The 26,529-nt window shown below is 53.8% G+C and carries 24 protein-coding genes; 11 read left to right on the top strand and 13 right to left on the bottom strand.

Features of this window, described 5'->3' with window-relative positions:
- Positions 1-66 precede the first annotated feature (66 nt).
- The 6 genes from ruvB to ACF8D4_RS02460 form a co-directional block, all read right to left on the bottom strand.
- A complete protein-coding gene (gene ruvB / locus ACF8D4_RS02485) occupies positions 67-1,071 on the bottom strand; it encodes a Holliday junction branch migration DNA helicase RuvB (RefSeq protein ID WP_129979701.1) in 1,005 nt (334 codons plus the stop codon).
- Positions 1,072-1,106: 35 nt separating this feature from the next.
- Positions 1,107-1,724 carry a Holliday junction branch migration protein RuvA gene (gene ruvA, locus ACF8D4_RS02480; RefSeq protein ID WP_025009693.1) on the bottom strand — a complete coding sequence of 206 codons (618 nt, stop codon included), beginning with the start codon at positions 1,722-1,724 and terminating at the stop codon, positions 1,107-1,109.
- Positions 1,721-2,242: a crossover junction endodeoxyribonuclease RuvC gene (gene ruvC / locus ACF8D4_RS02475; protein WP_025009692.1), complete on the bottom strand. Its 522-nt coding sequence runs from the start codon at positions 2,240-2,242 to the stop codon at positions 1,721-1,723. The genes ruvA and ruvC overlap by 4 nt, the downstream gene beginning before the upstream one ends.
- 8 nt (positions 2,243-2,250) lie before the next feature.
- A complete protein-coding gene (locus ACF8D4_RS02470) occupies positions 2,251-2,997 on the bottom strand; it encodes a YebC/PmpR family DNA-binding transcriptional regulator (protein ID WP_025009691.1) in 747 nt (248 codons plus the stop codon).
- Positions 2,998-3,103: 106 nt separating this feature from the next.
- A complete protein-coding gene (aspS, locus tag ACF8D4_RS02465; RefSeq protein WP_025009690.1) occupies positions 3,104-4,885 on the bottom strand; it encodes an aspartate--tRNA ligase in 1,782 nt (593 codons plus the stop codon).
- Positions 4,886-5,073: 188 nt separating this feature from the next.
- A complete protein-coding gene (locus ACF8D4_RS02460) occupies positions 5,074-7,890 on the bottom strand; it encodes a diguanylate cyclase domain-containing protein (protein WP_392468273.1) in 2,817 nt (938 codons plus the stop codon).
- 147 nt (positions 7,891-8,037) lie between these two features.
- Here ACF8D4_RS02460 and cmoA point away from each other — a divergent pair, with 147 nt between their 5' ends.
- The 10 genes from cmoA (at position 8,038) to ACF8D4_RS02410 (ending at position 18,198) form a co-directional block, all read left to right on the top strand.
- On the top strand, positions 8,038-8,769 hold the full coding sequence (gene cmoA, locus ACF8D4_RS02455) for a carboxy-S-adenosyl-L-methionine synthase CmoA (protein ID WP_167716271.1): 732 nt from the start codon (positions 8,038-8,040) through the stop codon (positions 8,767-8,769).
- The gene (gene cmoB / locus ACF8D4_RS02450; protein WP_144168676.1) at positions 8,766-9,734 is read left to right on the top strand and encodes a tRNA 5-methoxyuridine(34)/uridine 5-oxyacetic acid(34) synthase CmoB; all 969 of its coding nucleotides are present in this window, start codon (positions 8,766-8,768) and stop codon (positions 9,732-9,734) included. The genes cmoA and cmoB overlap by 4 nt, the downstream gene beginning before the upstream one ends.
- Positions 9,735-9,797: 63 nt before the next feature.
- Positions 9,798-10,562, top strand: coding sequence for an ATP-dependent zinc protease (locus ACF8D4_RS02445; protein ID WP_037436565.1), 765 nt, complete (start codon positions 9,798-9,800; stop codon positions 10,560-10,562).
- 8 nt (positions 10,563-10,570) lie between these two features.
- A complete protein-coding gene (locus ACF8D4_RS02440) occupies positions 10,571-12,076 on the top strand; it encodes an inactive transglutaminase family protein (protein ID WP_028779244.1) in 1,506 nt (501 codons plus the stop codon).
- A gap of 1 nt (position 12,077) precedes the next feature.
- Positions 12,078-13,025 carry an alpha-L-glutamate ligase-like protein gene (locus ACF8D4_RS02435; protein ID WP_025009688.1) on the top strand — a complete coding sequence of 316 codons (948 nt, stop codon included), beginning with the start codon at positions 12,078-12,080 and terminating at the stop codon, positions 13,023-13,025.
- Positions 12,997-14,835, top strand: coding sequence for a M3 family metallopeptidase (locus ACF8D4_RS02430; protein ID WP_144220165.1), 1,839 nt, complete (start codon positions 12,997-12,999; stop codon positions 14,833-14,835). Before ACF8D4_RS02435 ends, ACF8D4_RS02430 begins: the two co-directional genes overlap by 29 nt.
- Positions 14,795-15,865 carry a DUF3541 domain-containing protein gene (locus tag ACF8D4_RS02425; RefSeq protein ID WP_243880708.1) on the top strand — a complete coding sequence of 357 codons (1,071 nt, stop codon included), beginning with the start codon at positions 14,795-14,797 and terminating at the stop codon, positions 15,863-15,865. The genes ACF8D4_RS02430 and ACF8D4_RS02425 overlap by 41 nt, the downstream gene beginning before the upstream one ends.
- Before the next feature lie 58 nt (positions 15,866-15,923).
- Positions 15,924-16,820, top strand: coding sequence for a LysR family transcriptional regulator (locus ACF8D4_RS02420; RefSeq protein WP_025009685.1), 897 nt, complete (start codon positions 15,924-15,926; stop codon positions 16,818-16,820).
- A gap of 415 nt (positions 16,821-17,235) precedes the next feature.
- Entirely contained in the window at positions 17,236-17,877 is a 642-nt protein-coding gene (locus ACF8D4_RS02415; RefSeq protein ID WP_345857423.1) for a GIY-YIG nuclease family protein, read from the top strand.
- Between the two features lie 90 nt (positions 17,878-17,967).
- Entirely contained in the window at positions 17,968-18,198 is a 231-nt protein-coding gene (locus tag ACF8D4_RS02410; RefSeq protein ID WP_345857424.1) for a hypothetical protein, read from the top strand.
- Positions 18,199-18,634: 436 nt separating this feature from the next.
- On the opposite strand, the gene ACF8D4_RS02405 is transcribed toward ACF8D4_RS02410, so the two are convergent.
- Complete coding sequence (locus ACF8D4_RS02405; protein ID WP_392464587.1) at positions 18,635-18,913, bottom strand: transposase; 279 nt, start codon at positions 18,911-18,913, stop codon at positions 18,635-18,637.
- Positions 18,914-19,308: 395 nt separating this feature from the next.
- Between ACF8D4_RS02405 and ACF8D4_RS02400 the strand changes: the two genes are divergently transcribed.
- A complete protein-coding gene (locus tag ACF8D4_RS02400; RefSeq protein WP_392464535.1) occupies positions 19,309-20,031 on the top strand; it encodes an HNH endonuclease in 723 nt (240 codons plus the stop codon).
- A 140-nt stretch (positions 20,032-20,171) separates the two neighbouring features.
- Here the strand turns inward: ACF8D4_RS02400 and ACF8D4_RS02395 are convergent, their stop codons facing one another.
- The 6 genes from ACF8D4_RS02395 to ACF8D4_RS02370 all read right to left on the bottom strand — a co-directional run bounded on the left by ACF8D4_RS02395 (position 20,172) and on the right by ACF8D4_RS02370 (position 26,529).
- Positions 20,172-21,539 carry a putative metalloprotease CJM1_0395 family protein gene (locus tag ACF8D4_RS02395; RefSeq protein ID WP_392464533.1) on the bottom strand — a complete coding sequence of 456 codons (1,368 nt, stop codon included), beginning with the start codon at positions 21,537-21,539 and terminating at the stop codon, positions 20,172-20,174.
- Positions 21,540-21,542: 3 nt separating this feature from the next.
- Complete coding sequence (locus tag ACF8D4_RS02390) at positions 21,543-21,797, bottom strand: chemotaxis protein (RefSeq protein WP_208137032.1); 255 nt, start codon at positions 21,795-21,797, stop codon at positions 21,543-21,545.
- A gap of 124 nt (positions 21,798-21,921) precedes the next feature.
- On the bottom strand, positions 21,922-23,079 hold the full coding sequence (gene thiH, locus ACF8D4_RS02385) for a 2-iminoacetate synthase ThiH (RefSeq protein ID WP_392464532.1): 1,158 nt from the start codon (positions 23,077-23,079) through the stop codon (positions 21,922-21,924).
- Positions 23,072-23,851 carry a thiazole synthase gene (locus tag ACF8D4_RS02380; protein ID WP_208137030.1) on the bottom strand — a complete coding sequence of 260 codons (780 nt, stop codon included), beginning with the start codon at positions 23,849-23,851 and terminating at the stop codon, positions 23,072-23,074. Before ACF8D4_RS02380 ends, thiH begins: the two co-directional genes overlap by 8 nt.
- A gap of 1 nt (position 23,852) precedes the next feature.
- The gene (thiS, locus tag ACF8D4_RS02375) at positions 23,853-24,053 is read right to left on the bottom strand and encodes a sulfur carrier protein ThiS (protein ID WP_208135733.1); all 201 of its coding nucleotides are present in this window, start codon (positions 24,051-24,053) and stop codon (positions 23,853-23,855) included.
- On the bottom strand, positions 24,043-26,529 hold the full coding sequence (locus ACF8D4_RS02370; RefSeq protein WP_243885341.1) for a bifunctional hydroxymethylpyrimidine kinase/phosphomethylpyrimidine kinase: 2,487 nt from the start codon (positions 26,527-26,529) through the stop codon (positions 24,043-24,045). The genes thiS and ACF8D4_RS02370 overlap by 11 nt, the downstream gene beginning before the upstream one ends.

The following is a 26,529-nucleotide window of genomic DNA, read 5'->3' as shown; positions in this document are numbered from 1 at the left end:
CGGCAACCTTTCAGGCTGCCGCTTTTTGTCTTATTCCCATTCCGCCCTAGGACTTTGGCCGGTGCGTTATTCGGGTTTTATCATCTCAAAATGGCTGTAGGCCCTGGCAGTGGCTATCCTGCCCCTGGGAGTACGCTGGATAAAACCTTGCTGGATAAGAAATGGCTCCAGCACATCTTCTATGGTTTCCCGTTCTTCACCTATGGCCGCCGCCAGGTTGTCGAGCCCCACAGGGCCTCCCATAAACTTGTCGATGATCGCCAGCAGCAACTTGCGATCCATGTAATCGAAGCCTTCGCCGTCCACATCCAGCATATCCAGCGCTTGCTCGGCCACCAACTTGGTGATCCGGCCATCGTGTTTCACCTCGGCAAAATCACGCACCCGTCTGAGCAGGCGGTTGGCGATCCGCGGGGTTCCACGGGCTCGGCGGGCAATTTCCCTGGCGCCGTCAGAGTCCATCTGCAGTTCCAACATGTTGGCAGAGCGGGCAACTATGGTGCTGAGGTCGTCCACATTGTAAAACTCAAGCCTCAGCGGGATCCCGAAACGAGCCCTTAACGGAGACGTCAGCGCACCGGCGCGGGTGGTGGCTCCCACCAGGGTAAACGGCGGTAAGTCCAGTTTGATGGAGCGGGCCGCCGGGCCCTCGCCTATCATGATATCCAGCTGATAGTCTTCCATCGCCGGATAGAGAATTTCTTCCACCACTGGGCTGAGACGATGAATTTCATCAATAAACAGGACATCACCCGGCTCGAGATTGGTCAGCAATGCCGCCAGATCGCCGGCTTTTTCCAGCACAGGCCCCGAGGTGGACTTGATATTCACCTCCATCTCATTGGCGACTATCATTGCCAAGGTGGTCTTGCCAAGCCCCGGCGGGCCGTAGATCAGCATGTGATCCAAGGCTTCCTGGCGGTTTTTGGCGGCTTGAATAAACACCTTGAGCTGAGCGCGTGCCTCATTCTGACCTGTGTACTCGTCCAGCAACTTGGGACGCATCGCCCGATCGATAAGCTCCTCCTGAGGAGAGCTTTGGGGTTGGATCAGTCTGTCGGCCTCTATCATGCCTTTACCTTCATTCCTCAGTTATCCGCTCCATGTTACAGCATGGATTTGAGTGCGGCCTTGATCAGGGTTTCTGAATCTATGCCTTCAACAAAGGCGCTGGAAACCGCTTTGCTGGCCTGGGCGGGTTTATAGCCCAAAGAGAGCAAGGCTGCAATGGCATCTTCTTCGGCGCTGTTTGGCGCTTCTACCGGGGTAAAGTTGGACTTGAGCACAAACTCACGCTCATTGCCGCTGGAGGCTTCCATCAAGCTCTTGAGCTTGTCGCGCATCTCAACCAATAAACGCTCGGCGGTCTTCTTGCCCACCCCCGGCAGTTTCACCAAGGTGGCGATATCGTCGCGCTCGACACAACTGACAAACTCCTGCGCCGTCAGCCCCGACAGTATGGTCAGCGCCAACTTGGGGCCGACCCCATTGGCCTTGATAAGTAACCTGAACAACGCTCTTTCCTGCTTGGTAATAAAACCATACAGCAGCTGAGCATCTTCACGCACCACAAAGTGGGTATAGAGAGTGGTGCTCTGTTGCAGTTCCGGCAACTCATAAAAGCTGGTCAGCGGCATCTGCAGTTCATAGCCCACGCCATGCACATCCAACAACACTTCCGGAGCTTGCTTTTCCAGCAATATTCCCTGTAAACGCCCTATCATCTGTATCTTCCATAGCTGCGGGCCGTTGCCCGGCCGCCGAGGGCAACCAGACTCTGGCAAGTATGATAATGACACACGGCCACGGCGAGCGCATCTGCCGCATCCGCCTGCGGGGCGGCCGGCAGTTTGAGCAGCTGCTGGATCATGTGTTGTACCTGAGTTTTCTGGGCCCTGCCCGTCCCGACCACGGCGCTCTTTATCTGGGTCGCCGTGTATTCAGCCACCGGCAAATTCGCCACTGTGGCCGCCACTATGGCCGCGCCTCTGGCCTGGCCCAATTTCAGCGCCGAATCGGCATTTTTGGCCAGGAACACTTTCTCAATGGCAAACTGCTCCGGCTGATATTGGCGGATAATCTCCGACAGGCCGTCGAATATCTGTTTGAGACGGGAGGGAAGATCCTCGCAGCTGGTGCGAATGCAACCGCTGCCGAGGTAAATCTGGTGCCTTCCCTGACACTGGATCACGCCGTAGCCAGTGATCCGCGAGCCAGGGTCGACACCCAAAATAATCGCCATAGCCCGCCTTAACCGAGGCGTTCCATCACATCATCGGCAATTTCCGCGTTGTGATAGACTTCCTGAACGTCGTCGTGATCTTCCAGCGTATCGATAAGACGCAGAAACTTGGCGGCGGTATCTTCATCCAGATCGGCCTTGGTCGATGGCACCATGGTCACTTCAGCATTCACCGCTTCAACCCCAATGGCATCCAGCGCATCTTTCACCGCACCGAAATCGGCAGGTGCTGTGTAAACATCCACAGAGCCGTCATCATTGCTGACCACGTCCTCGGCACCGGCTTCCAGCGCGGCTTCCATGATGGCATCTTCATCAACGCCCTCTTCGTAGCTGATAACGCCCTGCTTGGTGAACAGATAAGCCACTGAGCCATCTGTCCCCAGGTTGCCGCCGGACTTATTGAAGGCGTTACGTACGCCGGTAACAGTGCGGTTGCGGTTGTCTGTCATACACTCGACCATCACGGCGGTGCCGCCCGGGCCGTAGCCTTCATAAACCACGGTTTCCAGCGACTGGCCATCGAGTTCACCGGCACCGCGCTTAACCGCACGTTCGACTGTGTCACGGGTCATGTTGTTGGACAGCGCTTTGTCGATAGCGGCACGTAAACGGGGGTTGGAATCCGGATCTGAGCCACCTTCGCGGGCTGATACTGTCAGCTCGCGGATAAGTTTGGTGAACAGTTTACCGCGTTTGGCATCCTGAGCTGCCTTGCGGTGTTTGATGTTGGCCCATTTACTATGACCTGCCATAGGTATATCTCCTCTCAATACCGGTTTAAATTCAAACCGGTAAAAAAACAGACCGAGGCTTATGCCCCGGTTTGATTCACACTTTTATGACTTCAAGCTCAGTCCTTCAGACTTCAGCTTTGTCGGCCGCCTTTTCAGCAACCTTGATACCCAATTCCACCAGTTGTTGTGGATTGGCCTCACCCGGTGCATTGGTCAACGGGCAGGCTGCGGTAGTGGTTTTCGGGAATGCCATCACATCACGAATCGAGCTGGCGCCGGTCATCAGCATTACCAGACGATCGAGACCGAAGGCCAAACCTGCGTGCGGTGGTGTGCCGTAGCGCAGTGCTTCCAGTAGGAAGCCGAATTTTTCTTTGGCTTCTTCATCTGTGATCCCGAGAATACGGAATACTGTGGCCTGCATCTCCTGGTTGTGGATACGCACAGAGCCACCGCCGAGTTCGGTACCGTTGAGTACCATATCATAGGCGTCGGATACCGTCTCGGCCGGGTTGGCTTCCAGCTCAGCCGGAGTCACGCCCCTTGGCGCGGTGAACGGATGGTGCACTGCGTACAGGCGACCATCTGCCTTTTCAAACATAGGGAAGTCAACAACCCACAGCGGCGCCCACTCGCCCTTGAGCAGGTTGAAATCTTCACCCAGTTTCAGACGCAGCGCGCCCATGGCTTCGGCAACCACATTGGCCTTGTCGGCACCAAACAGAATGATATCACCGCTTTGCGCGCCGGTGCGTTCCAGCAGCGCCTTGACGATATCTTCATTGAGGAACTTGAGCACAGGTGACTGAATGCCTTCCATGCCGGCAGCCAGGTCGTTGACCTTCATCCAGGCCAGACCGCGGGCACCGTAGATACCGACATACTTGGTGTAGTCGTCTATCTGCTTACGGGACAACTCGGCGCCGCCCGGCACCCGGATAACCGCCACTCGGCCTTCAACATCGTTGGCTGGGCCGTTGAATACCGCAAACTCAACATCCTTGACCAGATCGGCCACGTCCACCAGTTCCAGTGGGTTACGCAGATCCGGCTTGTCAGAACCGAAACGACGCATGGCTTCGGCATAGGTCATGGTCGGAAATTCACCCAGATCCACGTTGAGCAATTCGAGGAACAGACCGCGCACCATCTCCTCAGTCTTTTGCATCACCTGCTCAGAGCTCATGAAAGAGGTTTCGATATCAATCTGGGTAAATTCAGGCTGACGGTCGGCGCGCAAGTCTTCGTCACGGAAGCACTTGACGATTTGGTAGTAACGGTCGAAACCTGACATCATCAACAGCTGTTTGAACAGCTGAGGCGACTGAGGCAAGGCGAAAAACTGCCCCTTGTAAGTGCGGCTTGGCACCAAATAGTCACGGGCGCCTTCCGGCGTGGCCTTGGTCAGAATAGGGGTTTCGATATCCAAAAAACCATTGCTGTCCATAAAACGACGCACCGCACTGGTGACCTTGGCGCGGAAAATCAGTCGCTGGGCCATTTCCGGACGACGCAGGTCCAGATAGCGATACTTGAGACGCTGCTCTTCGCTGTTGTTCTGGAAGTTATCCATACTCAGCGGCAGTGGGTCGGCGGCGTTGATTATGGTCAGTTCCTTACCCAGCACCTCGATTTCGCCGGTACGCATATGGGCGTTGACCTGGCTGTCGGGACGGGCTCTGACCACACCTTTAACCTGAACACAGAATTCGCTGCGCAGTGTGCTGGCGACATCGAAAACCTCAGGCAAGTCCGGGTCATATACTACCTGGATCAGTCCTTCACGATCCCGGAGATCCAAAAACACCACACCACCCAAGTCGCGGCTACGGTTCACCCAACCCACCAGGGTCACTTCTTGTCCAACGTGGGACTTGTTTACGTCCCCACAATAATGACTGCGCATCTGCTTTATATCCTTTATTCCGGCCTGCTGAGCTCTGGAACGATTCAACACGATAAGAGCGGCATTATAGAGAATATCTGCCACTTACCAAAGTACTTCACTTTCAGACGGTGAAGTATCAAACAGTTTACTCCCTTTGACCAGTGGCTGAACCAAGGTCAAGGCACGAGCGTTCAAAATAACAACAATCAGGCACTGCGATAACAACTGCCGCCACTCTCTTTGGCGCGATACATGAGTTGGTCGGCCCGTTTGAGCAGTTCGATGGCGTTGTCGCCGTCCACCGGATACACGCTGATCCCGACACTGAGTGACAGCTGCACACTGATGTTTTGCCACTTGAGTGGTCCGGCAAGCGATTGGATCAAGTTATCCGCCACCTGACAGACGGCATCGAAATCCTGAATTCGATTGAGTATCACCACAAACTCGTCACCGCCAAAGCGCACCAGAGTATCAGATTTACGGATCACGGCGGCCAGGCGCTGAGTGACCTGCACCAACATTCTGTCACCCACCTCATGACCATAAGTGTCGTTTATGGCTTTGAAGCCATCGACATCCAAAAACAGCACGGCAAAACGCTCCTGCTCTCTGGCATGTTGCAAAAACGCCTGCTCCAGCCTGTCATCGAGCAGTGCCCTGTTGGGTAAGCCGGTGAGCGGATCATGATTGGCAAGATGCTTCATCTTGAGCTCGGCCTCACGCCTTAAGTTCATTTCCCGGCTGAGACGCCGATTGAGCTGCAACACCAGCAGTACAATAAACAGCGCAATCAAGAGTGCCAACAAAAAATAGCCCAACCACTCCTTGTATTGTTGGCTCTTGTCGGTAATCACAGTGCCAACCCATTTTTCATGGATCCTTTGCCGTTGGCTGTCATCTATACCGCTTATTACCCGGTTAATCAAAGGCACCAAGGGTTTATAGCCGGGCGTGACGCCAATATGGCTCTTTTGATCGGCCATATCGGTTATCAGGTTCATCTTCAGCGCCGGATATTGTCCGGTAGAAAGTGCCGAGGCCAGCGATACCACTTTATCGATAAAGAGATCTGCCCTTCCCAGGTTGACGGCTTCCAACCCTTCGCGCATGCCGGGCACCAACACTGGGCTTATGCCCTGGCTCTTGGCCATAAGCTCACCGGCCAACTGATAACCTTCAACAATCGCCACCCGCTGGCCATTGAGTTGTCCCAGGCTATAAAGATTCAGATGATCCACGGTGGAAACCATGGCCCAGGGCGATGGCCAATAACCGTCGGAAAAAGCCAGCGCAGCATGTTGCTCGTCCCTCGCCGCCAGACTGGCGGCCATCACCACTTCGCCGCTGCCAAGCGCCTTGAGGAGATCGCGCCACTCATCGAAAGCCACGGGCAGCAGTTTAAGCCCCAACTGTTGCGCCACCCTCGTCATCACGTCGGCATTAATTCCGGCAAACTGCCCCTGCTCATCCTTGAATTCAAAGGGGGGCCAACCCTTGAGGTAACCCACTTTAAGCTCGGGCAAGCTTTCAAGATAGCCCAGCTCTGCCTGGGTCAATGGCAGCCGACTCTGATCCCTGCTGTAAACATGATCGTCACTATTGAGCATCCATTTGTTTTCCAGCGCCGCCAACTCCTCGCGGGTCAACAGATTAAAGCCGGCGATCAGCCTTTGGGTCAGGCCATCGTCCTGGCGGCGGGTCAACACATAGATATCTGAGCTGAACTGCAAGGCTTTTGCTTGCTGGTAACCGGCCCAGAGTCCATGAGTCAACAGATAATGCTGAGTCCAGGCCGAGGGCGAGACGAAGCCTGAGATATCGCCCCGGTCGGCGGCATTGACCATGGCATCGAGAGAGTCGAAATACTTGAGCTGTACCTTGGGCAAGGCCTGTTTCAGCTCTGTGATATAAGGCGATGATGGGAAAATCCCCAAGCGTTTGCCGTCCAATAGCGACAGCGGGCTCTCCATCTGACCTTTGAGAAACAGACGGCTGCTTTGGGTGTGTAAGTGCCAGGCACGCTTGAGTCCAGAGCTGAGATCGTCACTTTCCGGATAACCTATATGGGCATCGACAATCCCCTGCTTGACCTGCTCCAGAGTGCTGTTCATGCTACCGGCAACAAACTCCACCGGCACCCCGGTTTTGGCGGACCATTTGTGCCAGATATCCACATACAGGCCGTGGGGTAAGCCATCCGGGCCAAGATCGGAAAACGGCTCCATATTCAGTGGCATGGCAACCGTGATCCCATGCTGATCGGCGCGATACCCCAGCCAGCGCCTCTGGGTCTGAACGATAAACTCAGGAGTGATCTGGGCAAAGCCATTATTGATTTCAGCCACCAAGGTCTGCCTGCCTTTGGCGACAGCCGGCGCCACCGGCGAATGCTTTATCAGCATCCGGTTGGCGGTGGGATATTGCTGGGCAATACTGCGGGCCAATTGCCGGTCACGTAGATACCCTTCCATGCCGGCAAACACCTTGATTTCTCCGCGGGATACCGCCTTGAGCAATGCGTCGCGACCTGGGTATAAGGCAAATGAAAGGCCGGACTCCTGAGCCTTAAGATCCGATTCGTGGGACGAGCCTTTGACTATCCCTATCCGATACGGCAGCAGCTTCTCAAAACTGTCCTTGTGCCTCAGTTCAGAGTGCAGATAGAGGTAGGTGTCAATACGACTGATGGGCTTGGCAAATTCAAATTCGGCCTCGCGCTCCGGGGTCAGCGCCAACGCCAGGTGTACATCCGCCTTGCCTTCTTTGAGCTGCTTCAGGGAATCGTTCCAGTGCCGCGCCACTAGTGTGATGGGTCTTTGATTGACCCGGCTCCATTCCTGCCAGAGATCAACCAGGATCCCCTGTGGCTGGCCGGCATCATCAACAAATTGGTAGGGATAACTATCCTCCCCCATCACTATGACGAGTGGTTTGGCGGGGGACTGGACTTGAGTGGCCGCATCCAGCGGCAGACATACGAGCACACACAATAGACTCAAAAGAGAGGTCAGCGATTTCAAGTGCTTATTTCCTGGTAAGGCGATGTAATTATTTTGTTATTCCTGCACTATTAGACAAAAAATTTGCGTCAATTACCAGAGCGCACTTGCTGCTTTCACGCGGGATTCGGTAAAATACGTCACTGATTTTCCCGCACAAGATTTCAGATGAACACTTCTCAAGACACCATATATGCGACTGACTGCGGTCAGGTCTCAGACTTTGCTTTTGATGACAGGGTAGCCGGCGTATTCAGCGATATGATCCGCCGCTCTGTGCCGGGTTACGGCCAGATCATCAACACCATTGGCGACTTCGCCGAGCGCTTTGTGACACAAGACAGTAAAGTCTATGATTTAGGGTGTTCTCTTGGCGCGGCAACTTTAAGTATTCGTAGGCGCATTGAAGGCAAAGGTTGCGAGATTATCGCCGTCGACAACTCGCCGGCGATGACCGAGCGCTGTCAGGAGTATCTCAATGCTTATGTCAGCGATACCCAGGTGCAGCTTATTTGTGGTGATATTCGTGATATCGTCATCGAAGACGCCTCCTTGGTGGTGCTCAACTTTACTTTACAGTTTCTGCCGCCCGAGGATCGCGATACCCTGATCCAGAAAATATATGCCGGCTTAAGACCCGGTGGCGCCTTGGTGCTGTCGGAAAAAATCCGCTTCGGCGATGAGGTTATCCAGCAAGTACTGGATGAACATCATCTGGATTTCAAACGCGCCAATGGCTATAGCGAGTTGGAGATCAGCCAAAAGCGCAGCGCACTGGAAAACGTGATGAAACCCGATCAACTCAACAATCACTACAACAGATTATCCCAGGCCGGTTTTGCCCATTACGGTGTCTGGTTCCAGTGCTTCAATTTCACATCCATGGTAGCTATCAAGTGATCAGTTTCAGTAATTTCTATCAACAGATTGCCGACTCCAATCTGCAGCATTGGTTGGAAACACTGCCGGCCAAACTCGGCGACTGGCAAAGAGAGCACAAGCACGGTGCCCTGCCCAAGTGGGAGAAGGTGCTCGCCAAGCTCAATTACCCCAGCCCCGACAGCCTGGATTTCAAAGACAGTGTCACCATAGGTTCCGGGGAGCAACTGGCAACGGGGCAGCGGGAAAAACTGGAAAACCTACTGCAGTTGCTGCATCCCTGGCGCAAGGGGCCATTTCATATCCATGGCATTCATATCGATACCGAGTGGCGCTCCGATTGGAAGTGGGAGCGGGTCGCGCCCCATACCAGCCCACTGGCAGGCAGAACCGTGCTGGACGTGGGTTGCGGTAGCGGCTATCACATGTGGCGCATGTATGGTGAAGGCGCCAAAATGGTGGTAGGTGTCGACCCCTCTTCACTGTTTTTATGCCAGTTTGAAGCGGTCAAACGCCTGGCCGGCGGGACTCCGCCGGTGCACCTGCTGCCTTTGGGTATAGAAGAACTGCCGCCACTGGACGCCTTCGATACTGTGTTCTCCATGGGGGTGCTGTACCACAGGCGCTCACCAATTGACCACTTGTTGCAATTGCGTGATCAATTGCGAACCGGAGGTGAACTCGTGTTGGAGACTTTGGTCATAGAAGGTGATGAAAATGCCGTACTGCTGCCACGGGATAGATATGGAAAGATGAATAATGTATGGTTTATTCCGTCCGTTGCCGCGTTGCAACTCTGGCTTGAGAAGTGCGATTTTCGTGAGGTTCGCTGTGTCGACGTCGATGTCACTTCACTGGCCGAGCAACGCTCCACGCCTTGGATGCGCAACGAATCTCTGGTGGATTACCTCGATCCGACCGACATCAATTTGACAGTGGAAGGTTACCCCGCCCCCAAACGGGCAACCTTTATCGCGATTAAGTAAGTCGAGTTCACCGAACCCTATATAAAAGTGACGCAATCTGGAAAACAGAATACAGGAAGCACTATGTTGAAACAGACGATTTCAATCGCCGTCATGGCCTCCATGGCAACACTTGCCGGCGGCTGCGCCAGCACTCAGGAAGTGGCAAATGCCCCGGTGCCGGTCGACGCCCAGACCTTGCAGTCCAACCTCGCCTCTCAGGAAGCCAGCATAGTCAATGTGATTGCTCAGGCTCAGAATCAACAGCAACAGCATCTGGATGCCTTGAATACTCAGCTTCAGGGTTTGCAACAGCAGATGAAGAAACTGCAGCAGCCCCCCAAGGAAACCATCAAGGAAGTACAGGTGCCTGCGCCCTGCGAAGCTTCACCTATTGGCGACAAATATATTCTCGGTGAAGTCGAGAGCGTCTTTATCGATGAGCTGAATGCCAGTTTCGATACCCGTATCGATACCGGTGCCGAATCCTCTTCACTCGATGCCCGCAACATTATTCTGTTTGAACGTGATGGCGCCCAGTGGGTTAGATTCGATGTGATGATCAATGGCGCGGATGCGCCGGGAAAAACTTTCGAATCCAAGGTGGTACGTTTTGTCCGTATCAAGCAAGACGCCGATGAAAAAGACGATCGCCGTCCGGTGATCCACGCCCACCTTAAAATAGGCAAATATGCCGCCGAAACCGATCTTAACCTTACCGACCGCAGTCACCTCGAATATCCTTTGCTGCTCGGCCGCAAGTTTATGAAAGACATAGCCGTTGTCGACGTAGGCCAAGCTTACCTGCACGGCAAAGCCAAAGACTTAGTGATTTCGAGCCATAAATAGGAGCGGTAATGCATTCACGGAAACCTTTCTACCTAGTGGTAGCTCTGCTGTTTATTGTTGGGCTCAGCGCCAGTATTTATCGTGGTATTGAACACAATGTGCCCTTCCTGCCCGGTGAGCAGGTACAAAGTTGGGCTGTCGATGCCAAAGTCAGTTTTCAGGGTACGGGTGGCCCGGCAGAAGTCTCTTTCTCTCTGCCACAGGATCCGGCATTTGAAGTCTTGATGGAAAATGCCACCTCCCCGGGTTATGGCCTGACTATCAGCAACAATGAACAGGGCCGCCGCGCGCTTTGGTCGATTCGTCAAGCCAATGGCCAACAGGACCTCTACTACAAGGTCACCCTGATCCCCACTGGCCGTGAAATACTCAAGGCTCAGGAAGAACCTCTGCCGCCTGCACCTTATATCTGGTCTGCGACCGAGAAAGCCGCCGCCGAGCAGGTGATGGACGAAGCCTGGGCTCGCAGTGCCGGTAACCTCTCTTTTGCCCGTGAGATCATGCGCGCCATTGCCGGTCGCGATCGCAGTCAGAACATAGAGCTGCTGCTGTCGGCCAACTCACCCACCAAGCTGTTTGTCCATATGCTCAATAGCCGCGGTATTCCAACTCAGGAAGTCAATGGTCTGTATCTGGAAGATCAGCGCCGTCGGCAGCAACTTTCTCCCTTTGTCGAAGTCTATCAGGACGGTAAATGGCACCTGTTCGATCTGGTCAAAGGCACAGAGGGCCGTCCGGAAAACATGGTGCTGTGGGAGCGCAGCGGTAAATCGGTATTGGACGTTCTGGGTGGCAGCAACTCCCAGGTCAACTTCTCCATGCTGAAAGACACACGTTCAGCCCTGGCGACCTCCATAGACATGATGGCCAAAAACAACGCCATCGACTTTTCCCTCTATCAACTGCCGCTGGAAGAACAGAGCCTGTTCAAGGGTATTTTGCTGATCCCCATCGGAGTGCTGATGGTGGTATTCCTTAGGGTTATCATAGGAATAAAGACTTCAGGTACCTTCATGCCTGTACTTATCGCCCTGGCCTTTATCCAGACCACACTGCTGACCGGCTTGATAGGTTTCCTGCTGATTGTGGCCTTTGGCTTGATGATCCGCTCCTATCTATCGCATCTGAACCTGTTGCTGATTTCGCGAATATCGGCGGTGATCATAGTGGTGATAGGCATCATAGGCCTGTTTACCCTGCTGTCGTACAAGTTTGGGCTCAGTGAAGGCCTGACTATCACCTTCTTCCCGATGATCATTCTCGCCTGGACCATTGAACGTATGTCTATCCTCTGGGAAGAGGAAGGTGCCAAAGAGGTGATGGTGCAAGGTGGCGGTTCACTTCTGGTAGCCACTCTGGCTTATCTGGCCATGAGCGCCACTTGGGTACAGCACTGGGTGTTCAACTTCCTGGGTATTCATTTGGTGATCCTGGCGCTGGTGCTGCTGATGGGTCAGTACACGGGTTATCGACTGCTGGAGCTCAAGCGCTTCAAGCCACTGGCAGGAGAATAAGATGAATTTTGCCTGGCCATGGCAGCTGCGCCGCGCTGGCGTGCTGAATATGAACAAGCGCAATATCGACTATATTGGCCGCTACAATCCGCGCAAGTTTTACAAACGGGTGGACGACAAGCTCACCACCAAGCAACTGGCACTTGCCAATGATATTGCCGTACCCGATCTGATAGGCGTGGTGCGCGAGCAACACGGTATCAATAGCATTCCCGAGCAGGTAAAAGATCGCAGCGGCTTTGTGATCAAACCCTCCAAAGGCTCGGGCGGCAAAGGGATCTTGGTGATCACCCATGTGGAGAATGGTCGCTTCTATAAGCCCAACGGCAATGAAGTCACCCCGAGCGAAGTTGATCGCCACGTTTCAAATATCCTCAGCGGCCTGTTCTCCCTCGGTGGCAAGCCGGATGTGGCCATTATTGAGGGCTTGATTGAGTTCGATCCCGTATTCGATGGCTTCAGCTATGAAGGGGTTCCGGATATCCGCCTGATAGTGTTCAAGGGTTTTCCTGTGATGGGAATGCTCAGGTTGTCCACCGCCGCTTCCGATGGCAAGGCCAACCTGCACCAGGGCGCGGTTGGTGTCGGCTTGGATATCGCTACCGGCCGCGGTCTGCATGCGGTGCAGTTTGACTGCCCGGTCGATTTGCATCCGGACACGGGGCGTAACCTGATTGAAATCGAGGTGCCCCACTGGGATACCTTGTTGCACACGGCCTCGAGCGCCTATGAGATGTGCGAACTGGGTTATCTGGGGACCGATATGGTACTGGATCAAAACAAGGGTCCACTGCTGCTGGAGCTCAACGCCCGTCCCGGGCTTGCCATCCAGATAGCCAATGGCATGGGGATATTGCCAAGGCTGCAGCATGTGGAAAGAATGACGGGCAAACCCATGTCAGTGGAAGAACGGGTCGCTTATGCCAAGAAGCACTTTGCCAGCCGTTAACTCCGGCCTGAGTCCATCTCGCCTCAAGTCCAGGCTGCCACTGTCGGTGTTGGCGTCGCTGCTGGCATCGACTGTGGCCTCGGGCATTTCCCCTGCCCTGGCCGCGCCTGATGCCGTCCCCTTGCTGACGGCCCAATGTGTCGAATACAGCAGCAATTTTCAACCTGAATTTCAGGATCTGCAGTTGCTGGAGCGACAAACCCTCGGGCTGCACAATATCAATGACCGCCTCGGTTATTATCGGAGTTTTCCCCTGTCAGCGGCTCAGCATGAGTTGCTGTTGCAGTGTCAGTTGAAACTGGCCGACACCATGGATAGATTCCTGAGCGAACCGGCGCTGATAAGCCTGACATCCGAACTGAACCAGGATGATGAGCCACAGCTTCAGGCATTGGCCCAGAGGTTGGACTGGTTGATGCAGCAACATCTGGGCATAGAGGAAAAGGCCCGTCTTCATGGCGCCCAGGCCAGCATTCGCCAGGGAATGCGCAGTGACGATCTCAAGCTGGAGTTGGGACAATGTACCCTGCCCGGCATGCAACAGGCTCTCAATCCCGAAGAGGATTCAGCGGAGCAGGAAGCTGCTCAATCAGCCCAAAAGCCCGGCTTTTTTGCGGTCAATATCGCCTCTTACTTGATGCAACAGGCCGATGGTGATTGTCGCGCCAAGGTTTGGCGCACTTATCAGGGCCGCGCCAGATTACGCAATCAACTGCCGCTGTCATCCGTTTTTGCCCTGAGACAACAACAAGCCAAAGCGCATGGTTACCCGAGCTACAGTGATTTTATCCTCAGTTCTCAGTTGCTGAGCACGCCAAACGATGTGGCCAAGTTTCTCAATGCCAGCACCCAAAAACTGGATTACGCCCCTTGGGATCTGGGCCGCGAGTTACAGCAGGCCCAGTCAACCGAAATGGTCGCCCTCAAAGGCTCTGAAGTACTAAAAGCTCTGTTTGACCATCTCAAACCGCTGGGATTAACCGCAGAGCAGATTAACGACGACTGGCTCAGGGTGTATCACCATGGTCGGCTGCTGGGTGAACTTCTTATCAGCGAAGGCAAACACAACCGCCATAAAATGCTGCGCCGCGCCGTTGTCGGCCAACAAACCGGCCAGAGCGAGCTGGTGCTTAAGCCTCAGCAACTTAGGCTAAAAGATTATCAGACCGCAGTTTCTTCCCTGAGCGCCGCCATAGCCCAACTCAGTGGCGGCGGCCGTTATTATCTCAACAACAGTCTGGAGTTGCCTCAGGATGGCGCCGGAGTGGGCAAAGCCTGGCTTGAGCGCTATCTGAGCGGTGCCTTTGCGTTTTCACTCAAGCCGGCTCCCGGCTCGCGCGAACAATTGGCCGAAGAATACCAGCAACAGCTCAAGGTGTTTCGTGCCAAAGTAGCCCTCGCCAGCTTTGAAGCCTTTGGCAACAGCCAATACCCACAGCTACACAAGGCGTTTGAAGCCAGTTTTAATGGCTCCTGGCCCGAAGTCAGTGATTATAGCTACAGCTTTGGCGCCATCAGCGATCAGGGGCCGCTCTATTATCTCGGGCTCTGGCAACAGCAACTTGCCAAAGCAATAGATGTTCACACCCGGGACTGCAACCCGGCGCAACTATTTGATCTCTTGCTGGTCAACGAATCAGCCCAACCTATGGTCGCCCGTTTGCAAAGCCTGTTTGGCGCTGCCGATGCGGCCACACTCATCCGGAGGATACGCGATGCCAATACTCAAGAGAACCGGTCAACTGACACTTGCCCTCTGCCTGGGAGTGATGAGCAGTACCCTGGCCGCCAAGAGCCAGCCCAGCGCTGATGAGGTTTATCAACGCATTCAGCAGAATCTGGAGCAGCATCTCTACCAGTTGCCACCCAGGGTGCAGGGCCATTACGGGATCCGCCTCTATCGGATGACAGGTGACGAGCAGTACGCCAACGCCGCCTTGGTGGATCTGTTTGCGGTTACTGAAGCGCAAAGCTTCTATGCCTGCCAACTGGACGACCCTGAATTTGTCAAAAGTGAATCGCTCAAGGCGATATCCCAACTGGGCAATGGCCCCCGGGCCAAAGCACGCAAAAAAGCGCTCAAACCCTTCCCCGAATTTCTGTTTTATACCGATGTGCTGCTGCGCTACGCCAGTCGCATAGATGAATTGGGATTTACCGGGCCCTGCCACGACAAGTTGCTCAAGGGGCTCAAGAGTACAGATCTGGAGCACGGCCTGACCGACGAAGCCATGATTGAAGCCTGGGCGGCGCAGCTGATCAATTATGTTTACTGGGCCAAGCAGCTTGGCGTTGGCGATTATTTGGAAGACTACAAAGCCGCCTTCAAACGTGTCTACCCGGATGCCGAGGATGGCAAGCTCAGTAAGGCACAATATCGCAATAAGCTCTATGGCCTGACTCACTTTATCTTCGCCGCCAGTGAATACTATCAGCACCCGGTAGATGCCAAGGAGTTCGCCTGGATCCTCGACTACTTCGAAGCCAACCGCGAGCGGATCCTCAGTGATGCCACCAACGATATTATTGCCGAAGTAGGAATAAGCTATCTGCTCGCCGGCAAGGGCAAAGATCATCCCATGGTGAAAGCCACTCAGGCGCACATCATCAAGTCCTTCGATCCTGAGGTGGACTTTATTCGCTCCCCCAAAGGTAACCCGGCGCTGGCCCTGGGTGAACACCGTAATGTGCTGGCGATGATGCTGCTCAAATGGCCGGAAAAACTGCATAAAGGCCCCTATTTGAGTGAGCTCAAGGCGACCCGGAAATACCTGCCGATGCAGGTGACGCCACTCGAGTCAGTCAAACAGGCGACTGAGTCGACGAAAAAGGCTAAATAGTTTGAAAAACTGGCAGTTTCCACCCATGATAGGCCGAAATCTGACGAGTTTTTAGAAAATGAACAGACCCAAGTCCACATTGGAACAGTGGCGGATCCTGCAGGCCGTCGTCGACTTCGGTGGTTACGCCCAGGCCGCCGAGCAGCTCAACAAGAGCCAATCATCCCTCAACCATGCTGTGGCCAAGCTACAGCATCAGTTGGGGATCCAACTCCTCGAAGTGCGTGGCCGCAAGGCCTATCTGACCGAATGCGGCGAAGTACTGCTGCGCCGCTCTCGTCACGTCACTCAGGCTGTGGGGGAATTGGAGCAGCTCGCCAGCAATCTGGAACAGGGGTGGGAACCGAGTCTGAGCATCGCCAGGGAGCTGGTCTATCCCATGGAAACCCTGACCGAGGCGCTGGCCGCCTTTCTGCCCCAAAGCCGCGGAACCCGGGTCACAGTGCGGGACACAGTGATCAGCGGTACCCAGGAGATGATCAAAAACCATCAGGTGGATATTGCGATTTGCGGTACCCCGCCCATGGGTTATATCTCTGAGCCCCTTTGCGACTTGGACTTCTACCTGCTCTGCCACCCTTCCCATCCGCTGGCGGCCCAAGTTGAAATTGAAGACGACAGAGTGCTGGCCCAACATCTGCAAATTGTGATCAAAGATACCGGCGTCAATAGTCAGCAGGAAATCGGCTGGCTCAAGGCCGAGCAGCGCTGGACCGTCAGCAACTTCCACGAAGCCAAGGTGATCCTGGCCAAAGGCATAGGTTTTTGCTGGATCCCGGCGCATCTGGTCAAGCAGGAGCTGGAAAATGGGCAATTGGTACGGCTCAGTCTCAAAGGCTCCAGCAGTCGCAAGATACTGCTCAGTCTGGTAGTGCCACAGAGAGACAAACAAGGCCCGGCCTGTAAGCTGCTGGAATCACTGATCCTGGCTCAACATAAATCTGGCTCTGTATAAATCTGGCTCATTATAAATAGTGAAAAACGGAGCAACTTCATACTTACCCTGTGTCCGTAAGGTATGACGTCACTAATATCAGTTAGAAAAAGACTCGAACAGCTCCGGGAGAGCACTATAGTGCTTGTTTTTCACACAGTATTATTGAGGTTTTGACAAAAGCCCCTGAGATTTGAAGATAATCTGGCGCATTAATTCTGTAACATCACAGAAAATATCATTAAAGTCATATAGATATAAAACACTGTTGGCAGATAATAGGTTTGGAGACCGCGTATGCGCGTTTAACTGCAAGGAATATTTTGGCTAAACTCTATTATATCTAACTAATACAAAGAGATAGCTATGCGCGTGTACACTCCTCCGAGGACTAAAACGCGCATGCGTACTAAACAGCTGTTAGCCAGGGAATAGTATGAGTACAGGTTTTGTTTATGTGATGATCAACCCTGCAATGCAGGGGCTAGTAAAAATCGGATTAACCAAGAAATCACCTAATGAACGTACAAAGGGGTTGAGAGGAACAGGAGTTCCAGACGATTTTATAGTTATTTACGATGAGCTTCTTACAGATTGTGAGTTAATTGAAAAACGACTTCACAAAAGATTCGATGAGTATCGTTATAAGCCAAACAGAGAGTTTTTTCAGATTCCTATTAGAGAAGCCATTCGAGGCTTAATGGAAGAGTCTGCTGGGTTTATTGTTCCTCGTGTAGGAGCGGACGGAGGTGTGGAGATTCTTCCTGATCTTAAGAAAAAATACCCAAGTTATCTAAAACCTGATTTTCACTCAATCAAGATTACACATAGTGGTGGAGTGGTTTACCTTGAGTCCGTTCGTTATCGACACGCGGGTTTGAAAGACGAAATTGTTGAGCGGACCGACTTGAGCTTCATCGTTGATGAGGATGACGATATGTTTCAAATTTCCAGAGATCCAACAGACAATGCGAGATTATTTGTTCATCAATTAGATGAATATTCAATGATTCACTGTACGGACTTGTTCACACATGATGCATGCGTTGATATAGCACAAAGACACGAACGTGGCTAACAAAGTGCTGCTACCGGACAAATTTTCCGCTGCGCTTCAAATTTGCCGCAGAGCACGGCGTTATCTGCCGGATTAAACATAGGAGGTTTCATGAATGTTTTTGAAATGATGCGAAGTGGAGATCTTCATCCTATATGGTTTGTTTTTTTGGCCCAAGGTATTGTACTTGCGACCCTCTGTTTTTTGCTGGCAAAAAGTAAAAACAGAAATACTTTTATTGCATCGATGTTCGGGTTTATTCCATTCCTGAGTTATGTTGCTATCTTGTACTATGTAGGTGTCCCAAAGTTAAATGAATCATCTGCTCAACATGGCAGCTAACAAACCAAGGCAGCGGGACTATTTCTCGCTGCACTCAAGCTTGGGGCGTTGATATGATTCCCTTTATCAAATAGGTAAAAGTGCCCTTACCGGAGACCCAAAAAATCTTCGGTAAGGACACTCTGACAGTCGGACTTTGGCGAGTAAGTGTCGGCGGTTGACCTTGCTGATATCCGCGAGTTTGGTTATTCGCATTACTTGTGTTCGCCGCAGGAGCCTTGCCTCAGTCTATGAGCGCGGATGTGACCGCTTAACGCCCTCGAGGGTTGCTCGCACCGCTGCCGCAGTCCGGCGCTGCCAGAGTGATTTTTTAATGTAATTCAGTACGCTTGTTGTGACATCTCGGCATCAAAACCTTGGGCTAAATCCCAAATGTAGCCTGTCAGTTCGCGAGCCACAGCGGTAACGACTTTATTGTATTCTTTGCCTCTTGCTTTTAAGGCATGAAAGCGTCGACATAGGCGCTGCTGGATTTCCCATGAACGAGTTTGCAGTTTGATAGAGTGCTCTTGTTGGCGACTTTCCAATTCCCTCGAGACCCGGCGGGGAAACGATAGGCCCAGGCCGATTCAATAAGGATGCGCCTTGCATGACCATTGCCACATTTGGTGATGCCGCCACACCGTTCCCGCTGACCACTGGAGTGTTCGCTGGGTGTCAAACCGACAAAGTTCATCAGTGAACGCGGAGAAGCAAAGCGTCTGAGGTCACCCAGTTCCTACGCACTAACCTGGCCAATGTCATGGCATCGCGTTTATCGGTTTGACCCGGCCGCCCGGAGCTTTGGGGATGAGTGCCCCCAGCATTCAATGCCACGGCGCAACAGATGGCGATAGAGCCAGAAGCCACAGGGACCAGCCTCAGCAGACTTATCAGAAACCCAGGCCACGTCAGTGGTCTCCTTGTGTACGTTCAACCCGATAAAAAGTGTGTTAGCTTTAGACATGTCGGCCTCCTGTGATTGTTTGCCTATTAGATCAACAAACAGTGTGGCTCTGGTTTAACTAATCCACGAGAAAACACGGAGGCCGACACCTGCACAGGGAATCATTATGTCTAAGTGCCCAGGGCAATGTGGGAACTGGTTAACACTCAAGGAGTGAAGAGTTTATGCAAATTTCAGAATCTAGCGTTCATTTCATTTACGACACAGCAAAGAAAGTATATGACTCAAAGAAAACTTTGGTGTCAGCAGCTAAAGAAGCGTCTGAAAAGGGGCTAATGTCTGACGGCTCTGCGAGGATCTACATCAACATATTTAGAAGCTTAATGAAAGGTGTAGGGCACATCAGAGCAATGAATGAGTATTCTACGATATATTTTCTTGAGTCAATTTATAAAGATTATGGTTTATACCAATTTGAGCTTGCGTTGCAGGCTACAGCACATCATGTCAATTACTACAACTCTCTAGGAAAATGGCGTAGAACTTCGATTGAAAAAGTTATTGCAGATATGAAAACCAAATATAATATTCAGTCAAACGCTTATTCAGTATACCCTGACGAAGTTGAGTTCATGGAAGGTAAAGTAAAACAAACATACGTAAACAAATATGAGCGAAGCGCGAGCGCGAGGCAAAAAGCAATAGTTGTACATGGTGTTAATTGTATTGTTTGTGATTTTAATTTTGAAGAAATGTATGGTCCTTTAGGTACTGGTTTTATTCATATCCATCACCTAATTGACTTATCGGAAATTGGTTCTGAGTATAGTTTGAATGTAGAAACCGATCTCGTACCAGTATGTCCAAACTGTCATGCAATGTTACACAAAACCAAACCGGCAATGAAACCTGAAGAATTGAAAGAACACTTAACAAACGAGTATTAACGAGAATAAGCGAATATGGACACCCTGCGTTAATGGCGCGGAAGTAAACATCCGACTATGCTTTGTTTAAACATTTAACAAGAGGGTTATTATGCCGCGCCCTCGCCGAACTCAAATTGGCCTTGAAGATATGTGAAGCGCTAACGACTCTCATCCCGAATGCGCTGCGCCTGTTGCTGCTCAGCGGCTATCACGTCGGCAACTGAACCCGACTCAAGCTGCAACTCGGCCTTGGGTGGACTGAAAGTCTGTTCATTCAAAGCATTTGACTGCTGCGCTATAGCGCCCATCAAACGAGACAGGCCTATGGGGAAGTTTGCAGAGTCGCCAGCCTTGGGATCAAAGGAAGGCGCGGACTTTTCAGCCGCCGAATCTGCGGCTCCCAATAGGTTTTGACTCAGCTCAGGCTTTGGTGCGGCGGCAAGTCTCTGGGTTCCGGCCTCTTCTCTTGCCTGGTTATATTTGCGCATCGCCTCGGCGGCGACCCGAATATCGGCCATGGAGGGATCGACAGGTGCCATCGCCGCCGCATAGACCTGTTTCATTTTCGCCATGGTCGCCAGCGGATCGCCGTTCACTACAGAGACATCTATCTGAACTTCACCTTCCACCGCGTAACGCTTGCCATCGGGTCCTTTCTCGAATTCAAATGCCGGTTGTCCGGCATGGATCCCGCCTACCGCGGCATGAGCCTGTTCATGGGATCGCACCTGGGTATCACGCTTCATCAGGGAGTCGATTTCCCGCTCAAGCGCCTGTTGCTCACGACTCTCACGGTTCTGCTGCTGTTTCTGTTGCGCCTCATCCGGCTTGGGTTCGGCTGCGCTTGTCGTATTCGACTCCCCGGTTGACTGACGAGCCGCCCCTTCGTCCCCTTCTTTTACTTCGCTGCCAGCCTGGCTCGATGAGCGACTCGAAGAGCTGCCGGAAGTGTTGTCAAAATCCTGCTCTGCCCCACCCATAGAGTTGGCGGAAGTATTTGCGCCATTAAAAGCGGGAACCTCAGGCGCCTCTCCCGCTAAAGTCACTGGTATCGCAGGTCCGCCGACAATGTCAGCCCCTTGGCCGAAAAAGGCGGATGCTTGAGCCGATATCCCCGCGAGCGGCATCGATGCTTGAACCTCTCCATGCCAATGGCCGGAGCTGGACAAGGCCGCGGCCCCAAGGGCTCCTTTAGTCAAACTGACAAGTGCTTCCCGCGGCGGCTTTACGGTTTGTGGCTCTGAATGTTGTGCAGCTGAACCTTGGAGCGGGCTTGAATTGACTGAGCTTGGATTAACTGAACTTGTATTGACTGGGCTTTGATTTCCCGAGCTCAGGTTTATTGGGCTTGGCTTAACGCCACTTACCTGAGAGGGATTTTGACTGGCGGAGATTTTACCGGCAGGGTTGGCGCTGAGAGGCGATTGGTTTATAGAGCTGCCACTGCTTAAGTTGGCAATTGACGAGCTTGGCCGCCGGGACACGGCTGTTGCCGTCAGCCCCGCGCCGGCCAGCGCGCCAACCATATATTACACCTCGATATCTATGATACTGCCCAAGGTGTCGGATGCGCGTTCAATCACCTCTACTGAAGCTTGCCCCTGGGCCTTGGATTCCAATGCCGATACCAATGCCGAGGTTTTGTCTGCCTCCTCAACCGGGCGGGTCGGATCGGCCTGCTGCGCAGGTGCCGGACGGGCGATATCCACTGTTGCCTGAGTCAGGCCGGACTGGGCGCTTTGCAGCCCTTGAACTCCCGCCGAAAAAGCCGATGGAATTTGCATGATTGCCCCTTGTCTGTATTGGACTGTGGATTTTCGTTCTGTGGCTAAAATCAGTTACTACCATTTCAGCAGCAACTTTGAACAATTATTAGCCAATTTAATACAAATGTACAGCCCGAAAGGTTTATGTCCCTTGATGGGTTACCGCAAAAGAGGCGCCTGCGAGCCAACTCGCGTCCCAATCTTTCCACACAGCTTGCATGCCTTGTGCTCGAATGGCGCTGACCACCTCAGGGACGGTTCGCTCATCACTTATCTGGAACTGATCCAGCTGCAACTTGGGATTGCTGTAACCACCTGGCTCTGTTGAGCTGGCGGCACTCACATGGGTGATCCCTAGGGGCAATAGATTATCCCTGAGTGAGGCGCTCTCCCGGGTAGAGAGACTCAACTCCAGCGCCGGGCTGAACAAGCGCATGGCGCAGATTAGCTGCACCAATCCGGCATCATCCAGGGTAACAGCCGGCGTTACTCCGCCAACGCAGGGCCTGAGCCTTGGCAGCGACACGCTGAAGCGGCTACGCCAGTACTTTTGCTGCAGATAGTCCAGATGCAATCCCATCAGTGCCGAGTCCAGGCGCCAATCATCCAGCCCGAGCAAGACCCCCAGGCCTATCTTGTCGACCCCGGCCCTGGCGGCCCTGTCCGGTGTATTGAGCCTGAAACCAAAGTCCTTTTTATTGCCTCTGAGATGATGGCGGTCATAGGTGGCGGGCTGATAGGTCTCCTGATATACCATCACGGCATCCAGTCCCTCATCAACAAGGCGCCGATAGCCCGCTTCGGCGAGGGGCTGCACTTCAATCGCCAGATAGCTGAAGTCCTTCTTGAGCCTCAAAAGCGCCTGGGCAAAATAATCCAGCCCTACCTTGGTTTCATGTTCGCCGGAAACCAGCAACACAGAATCAAAGCCGCGCTGCTTGAGAATGGCAATTTCAGCATCCAGTTCGGCCTGGCTTAGGGTCTTGCGGCGAATTTTATTGCTCATGCTGAAACCGCAGTAGTCGCAATCATTGGCGCATAGATTGGAAACATAGAGCGGCGCATAGAGACCTATGTTGGCGCCGAACTTCTTGCGGGTGAGCGAAGCAGAGAGCTGCGCCATAGGCTCGAGAAATTCCCGGGCCGCCGGTGACAAAAGAATGGGCAAGGCCGAGGGATTGTGCGCTATCGTCTCGGGCCGCGCCATACAGCGCTCAACATCGGCGGCGCTGACACTGGCAATAGCAAGGCGCAGTAGATCTCTGTCGATAGCGGTAAAACGCTCAAGAAAATCAGCCATGGTTTTCTCCCAAATTGAGAAACCCGGTCAGCGGACTGGTGTTTTGGGCCCGATTGCTGATGGCCCCGAGTCCGGCAAGATAGGCCGCTCGCCCGGCGCGCACCGCATCTTTGAAGCAGCCCGCCATGGTCACGGGATCCAAGCTGGAGGCGATGGCAGTATTAACCAGCACGGCATCGGCGCCCAACTCCATCGCCCGCATCGCCTGAGACGGCGCGCCGATCCCGGCATCCACCACCACAGGCACATTGGCCTGCTCTATGATGATCTTCAAAAAGGGTTCTGTGGCCAGCCCCTGATTGGAACCTATGGGACTGCCAAGCGGCATCACGGCGGCGCAGCCTACCTCTTCGAGGCGCAAGCACAGCACGGGATCGGCATGTACATAAGGCAGTACGGTAAAACCTTCGCTGCACAAGACCCGGGCCGCTTCCAGTGTTTCTACCGGATCCGGCAATAGATAACGGGGATCCGGGTGGATCTCCAGCTTCAATAGTTGGGTGCCCAGCATCTCCCGTGCCAGCTCGGCGGCAAAAATTGCCTCCCTGGCATTGCGGGCCCCGGATGTATTGGGCAGCAGCTGCACGCCGCGCTCTTTGAGCGGTGCCAGCAATTCATCACTACCCTGGTTAAAATCGAGCCGCTTCATCGCCACAGTAACCAACTCGGCGCCACTGGCCACGAGCGAGCGTTGCATCAGCTCTGCCGATGCAAACTTGCCGGTGCCGCCAAATAGCCTGGATTGAAATTCAAACTCGCCAATTTGCAACATATCAACCTCCGGCTACGGCGGAAAACAGCTCGAGACTGTCTCCGCTTTGACATTCAAGCATTGGCCACTGAGATCTGGGCACTACGGCGCCATTACGCACCAGCGCCACGCTTCCAGGCGCTATCTCACACCACTCGAGCAGCTGTAACAGCGTCATAGCTTCAGGCAACTCTTTGACTTGATTGTTTATCTTAATTTGCATCACGATTCTCCTCACGGCTAAGCTCAGGGCGCCCTGTCATAAATTGAGCTTCGGTTTGATTTCCAGCCTGAGTGTGGGTTTGACAGCAAGGACATGCTGGGTCGGCGCAAAGCGCAGCCTCACGCACGCTTAAAGTTCGGCAATCCAAGCTGATGAGCCGTCCCAGGGTGCTGCGCTCTCCAAGCAGAGTATTGATGGCTGCCAGCGACTGCATCGCTGCCAGGGTTTGCACCGCAGGACCCAGCACCCCCATGTCGCGGCAGCGCCCCGAGCCTGTGCTGTCTCGCGGGAACAGGCATTCATAACAGCCCGCCTCGGGGTTAAGCCAAGGGGCGGTATGACACAGCAGGCCGGAATCGGCGCTGATCGCCGCCGCAATCAACTCTTTGCCCAGCTTCACACAGGCTTGATTAAGGTTATGACGGCAAAGGAAATTATCGCTGGCATCCAATACCAGCGACGCCTCGCGAATAAGCTCCGCGCTCTTGGGGCCAAACAGTTCGGGCTCAATCTCAATCAGGCAGTTTGGATAATCGCGCGCCAGCTTTTCCTTGGCCACGTCGACCTTCAAACGGCCGATATCCTGCTCGTTGTAGAGCAGTTGCCTCGGCAGATTACCCAGCTCGACAATATCGGGATCGATAAGAATGAGACGCCCTACACCGGCGGCGGCCAAAGAGTGCGCCAGATGATGGCCAAGGCCTCCGAGCCCCACTATAGCGACCGTCTTTGCCCGTAAGGCGAGCTGCCCCGCTTCTGAGACTCTGGGCAGCAGCAACTGGCTGCCGTAACGGATAAAGTCGCGATCGCTCAGCCCGGCACTGCCCTGAACTCCAGTATTTTGTTGAGCATAGCTAATCCCACTTGCAATAGCGGCTGCTCGCCCTAACCAGCTTTGTGTCAGGCGCCTGAAGGCCGTTACCGGCTCGGCGGCCTCGGTAATGGCCCGCACCACGGCGACATTGGCCACACCGGTATGCTTGACGGCATCAAGGTTATGCTCGTCAATGCCGCCTATGGCGACCGTCGGCAGCAAGGAGCCGAAAGTTTCGCTGTAGGCGCCAAGGCGCGCCAGTCCCTGGGGCAGAGATGGCATTACTTTGGTCGTGGTGGCAAAGATATGTCCGAGGGCCAGATAACTGGGCCTGTGGCGCAATGCAAGCAGCGCCTCGAAATAACCATGACTGGATAACCCCAGCGCCATACCCGCCCCTTGGATGGCCTCAAGGGATGCCTGGCTGAGATCCTCCTGGCCCAAATGCACACCAAAGGCGCCGTGGGCAATGGCCTGTTGCCAGTGATCATTGATAAAGACCCGCGCCTGATATTGGCGCCCGAGCGCGATGGCGCGAATGATCGCCTGCTCGGCGCTCGAACCGGGCTGTACTTCCCCCTTGAGACGCAATTGAATGGTGCGGCAGCCTGCCTTGAGTAAGACTTCCAGCAATTCGACATCGGCCACGACCGGGTAGATACCCAAATTATGGGGCAGCGTTTTGAAGCCTTCAGCACTAACGGCATCAGCAGAGGTTGGCGCTGCAAGCCAAGGGGCGCCAAGCACCTGGGCTGGGTTGCCCCAAGGATAATCCTCCAGCGGCCAGATGACAGGCATAAGCTCGGCGGCCAGACAAGCCCCGGGGCGACCTAAGGGGCCGGGACCACGGCCTACCCGATAACTCTGCGCCAAAGCGCCATTGATATAGGCCTTGGCCAGGATCAGGGCATCGGGCAAGATCCAGTCGTGGGCCAAAAATGCCGCTATGGCACTGGATAGCGTGCAACCGCTGCCATGGTTGTTGCTGGATGCTTGTCTTGGGCTCGCCAACACAAACCCCTGCCGTTGATGCAACCCGGAGCTGTGAGGCAAGTCTTTAAAAAGCAATAAGTCTTCTGCCAGACCGCGCGCGATCCCCGCCTCGAAATCCCCGCCCTTGGCCAAGAGATGGCAAGGCAGTTCGTTTGCCAGGCAAGTTGCCGCATCTTGCCAGGAAGAAAAGTCATGAATATCGCTGCGACTCAGCAACGCCAGCTCGTGAATATTGGGGGTCAGTACAGTGGCGAGCGCCGCCAGCGGCCGGTAATCGAGCCGCGCTGCGCCCGTTGCAGTGCTCTTTGAGAGTGCATCGCCGCAACTGGCCACCATGACGGGGTCGACCACCAAAGGAACATCAGGTAGGTGCCGAGCCAACCAGTCACAAAGCAGCTGCAACTGCGCTTGATTGGCGAGCAAGCCGATTTTTATCGCCTTGGGCGGCAAGTCACCGAGCAGAGCATTGAGCTGCGCCAGCAACATCTCCTCGCTCACCGCCTCGGTTAGCGTCACCGCCACACTGCTTTGGGCGGTCAAAGTGGTGATAACAGAGCAACCATGACAGCCAAGATTACTGAAGGTGGCCAGATCGGCCTGGATCCCGGCGCCGCCGCCACTGTCTGAGCCGGCTATGCTCCAGACTATCGGCCTTTTATCAGCCGCCAT

Source organism: Shewanella sp. YQ_9, assembly GCF_043103185.1.
GTDB classification, from domain to species: domain Bacteria; phylum Pseudomonadota; class Gammaproteobacteria; order Enterobacterales; family Shewanellaceae; genus Shewanella; species Shewanella algae.
Note: the sequence above shows the minus strand (reverse complement) of the source record. Positions and strands in the feature narration are given on the sequence as shown.

Bases quoted from the DNA above. Each gene is read 5' to 3' on its own strand.
- ruvB (WP_129979701.1), bottom strand. From the start codon at position 1,071: ATGATAGAGGCCGACAGACTGATCCAACCCCAAAGCTCTCCTCAGGAG.
- ruvA (WP_025009693.1), bottom strand. From the start codon at position 1,724: ATGATAGGGCGTTTACAGGGAATATTGCTGGAAAAGCAAGCTCCGGAA.
- ruvC (WP_025009692.1), bottom strand. From the start codon at position 2,242: ATGGCGATTATTTTGGGTGTCGACCCTGGCTCGCGGATCACTGGCTAC.
- ACF8D4_RS02470 (WP_025009691.1), bottom strand. From the start codon at position 2,997: ATGGCAGGTCATAGTAAATGGGCCAACATCAAACACCGCAAGGCAGCT.
- aspS (WP_025009690.1), bottom strand. From the start codon at position 4,885: ATGCGCAGTCATTATTGTGGGGACGTAAACAAGTCCCACGTTGGACAA.
- cmoA (WP_167716271.1), top strand. From the start codon at position 8,038: ATGAACACTTCTCAAGACACCATATATGCGACTGACTGCGGTCAGGTC.
- ACF8D4_RS02445 (WP_037436565.1), top strand. From the start codon at position 9,798: ATGTTGAAACAGACGATTTCAATCGCCGTCATGGCCTCCATGGCAACA.
- ACF8D4_RS02440 (WP_028779244.1), top strand. From the start codon at position 10,571: ATGCATTCACGGAAACCTTTCTACCTAGTGGTAGCTCTGCTGTTTATT.
- ACF8D4_RS02435 (WP_025009688.1), top strand. From the start codon at position 12,078: ATGAATTTTGCCTGGCCATGGCAGCTGCGCCGCGCTGGCGTGCTGAAT.
- ACF8D4_RS02430 (WP_144220165.1), top strand. From the start codon at position 12,997: ATGCCAAGAAGCACTTTGCCAGCCGTTAACTCCGGCCTGAGTCCATCT.
- ACF8D4_RS02425 (WP_243880708.1), top strand. From the start codon at position 14,795: ATGAGCAGTACCCTGGCCGCCAAGAGCCAGCCCAGCGCTGATGAGGTT.
- ACF8D4_RS02420 (WP_025009685.1), top strand. From the start codon at position 15,924: ATGAACAGACCCAAGTCCACATTGGAACAGTGGCGGATCCTGCAGGCC.
- ACF8D4_RS02415 (WP_345857423.1), top strand. From the start codon at position 17,236: ATGAGTACAGGTTTTGTTTATGTGATGATCAACCCTGCAATGCAGGGG.
- ACF8D4_RS02410 (WP_345857424.1), top strand. From the start codon at position 17,968: ATGAATGTTTTTGAAATGATGCGAAGTGGAGATCTTCATCCTATATGG.
- ACF8D4_RS02400 (WP_392464535.1), top strand. From the start codon at position 19,309: ATGCAAATTTCAGAATCTAGCGTTCATTTCATTTACGACACAGCAAAG.
- ACF8D4_RS02395 (WP_392464533.1), bottom strand. From the start codon at position 21,539: ATGGTTGGCGCGCTGGCCGGCGCGGGGCTGACGGCAACAGCCGTGTCC.
- ACF8D4_RS02390 (WP_208137032.1), bottom strand. From the start codon at position 21,797: ATGCAAATTCCATCGGCTTTTTCGGCGGGAGTTCAAGGGCTGCAAAGC.
- thiH (WP_392464532.1), bottom strand. From the start codon at position 23,079: ATGGCTGATTTTCTTGAGCGTTTTACCGCTATCGACAGAGATCTACTG.
- ACF8D4_RS02380 (WP_208137030.1), bottom strand. From the start codon at position 23,851: ATGTTGCAAATTGGCGAGTTTGAATTTCAATCCAGGCTATTTGGCGGC.
- thiS (WP_208135733.1), bottom strand. From the start codon at position 24,053: ATGCAAATTAAGATAAACAATCAAGTCAAAGAGTTGCCTGAAGCTATG.
- ACF8D4_RS02370 (WP_243885341.1), bottom strand. From the start codon at position 26,529: ATGGCGGCTGATAAAAGGCCGATAGTCTGGAGCATAGCCGGCTCAGAC.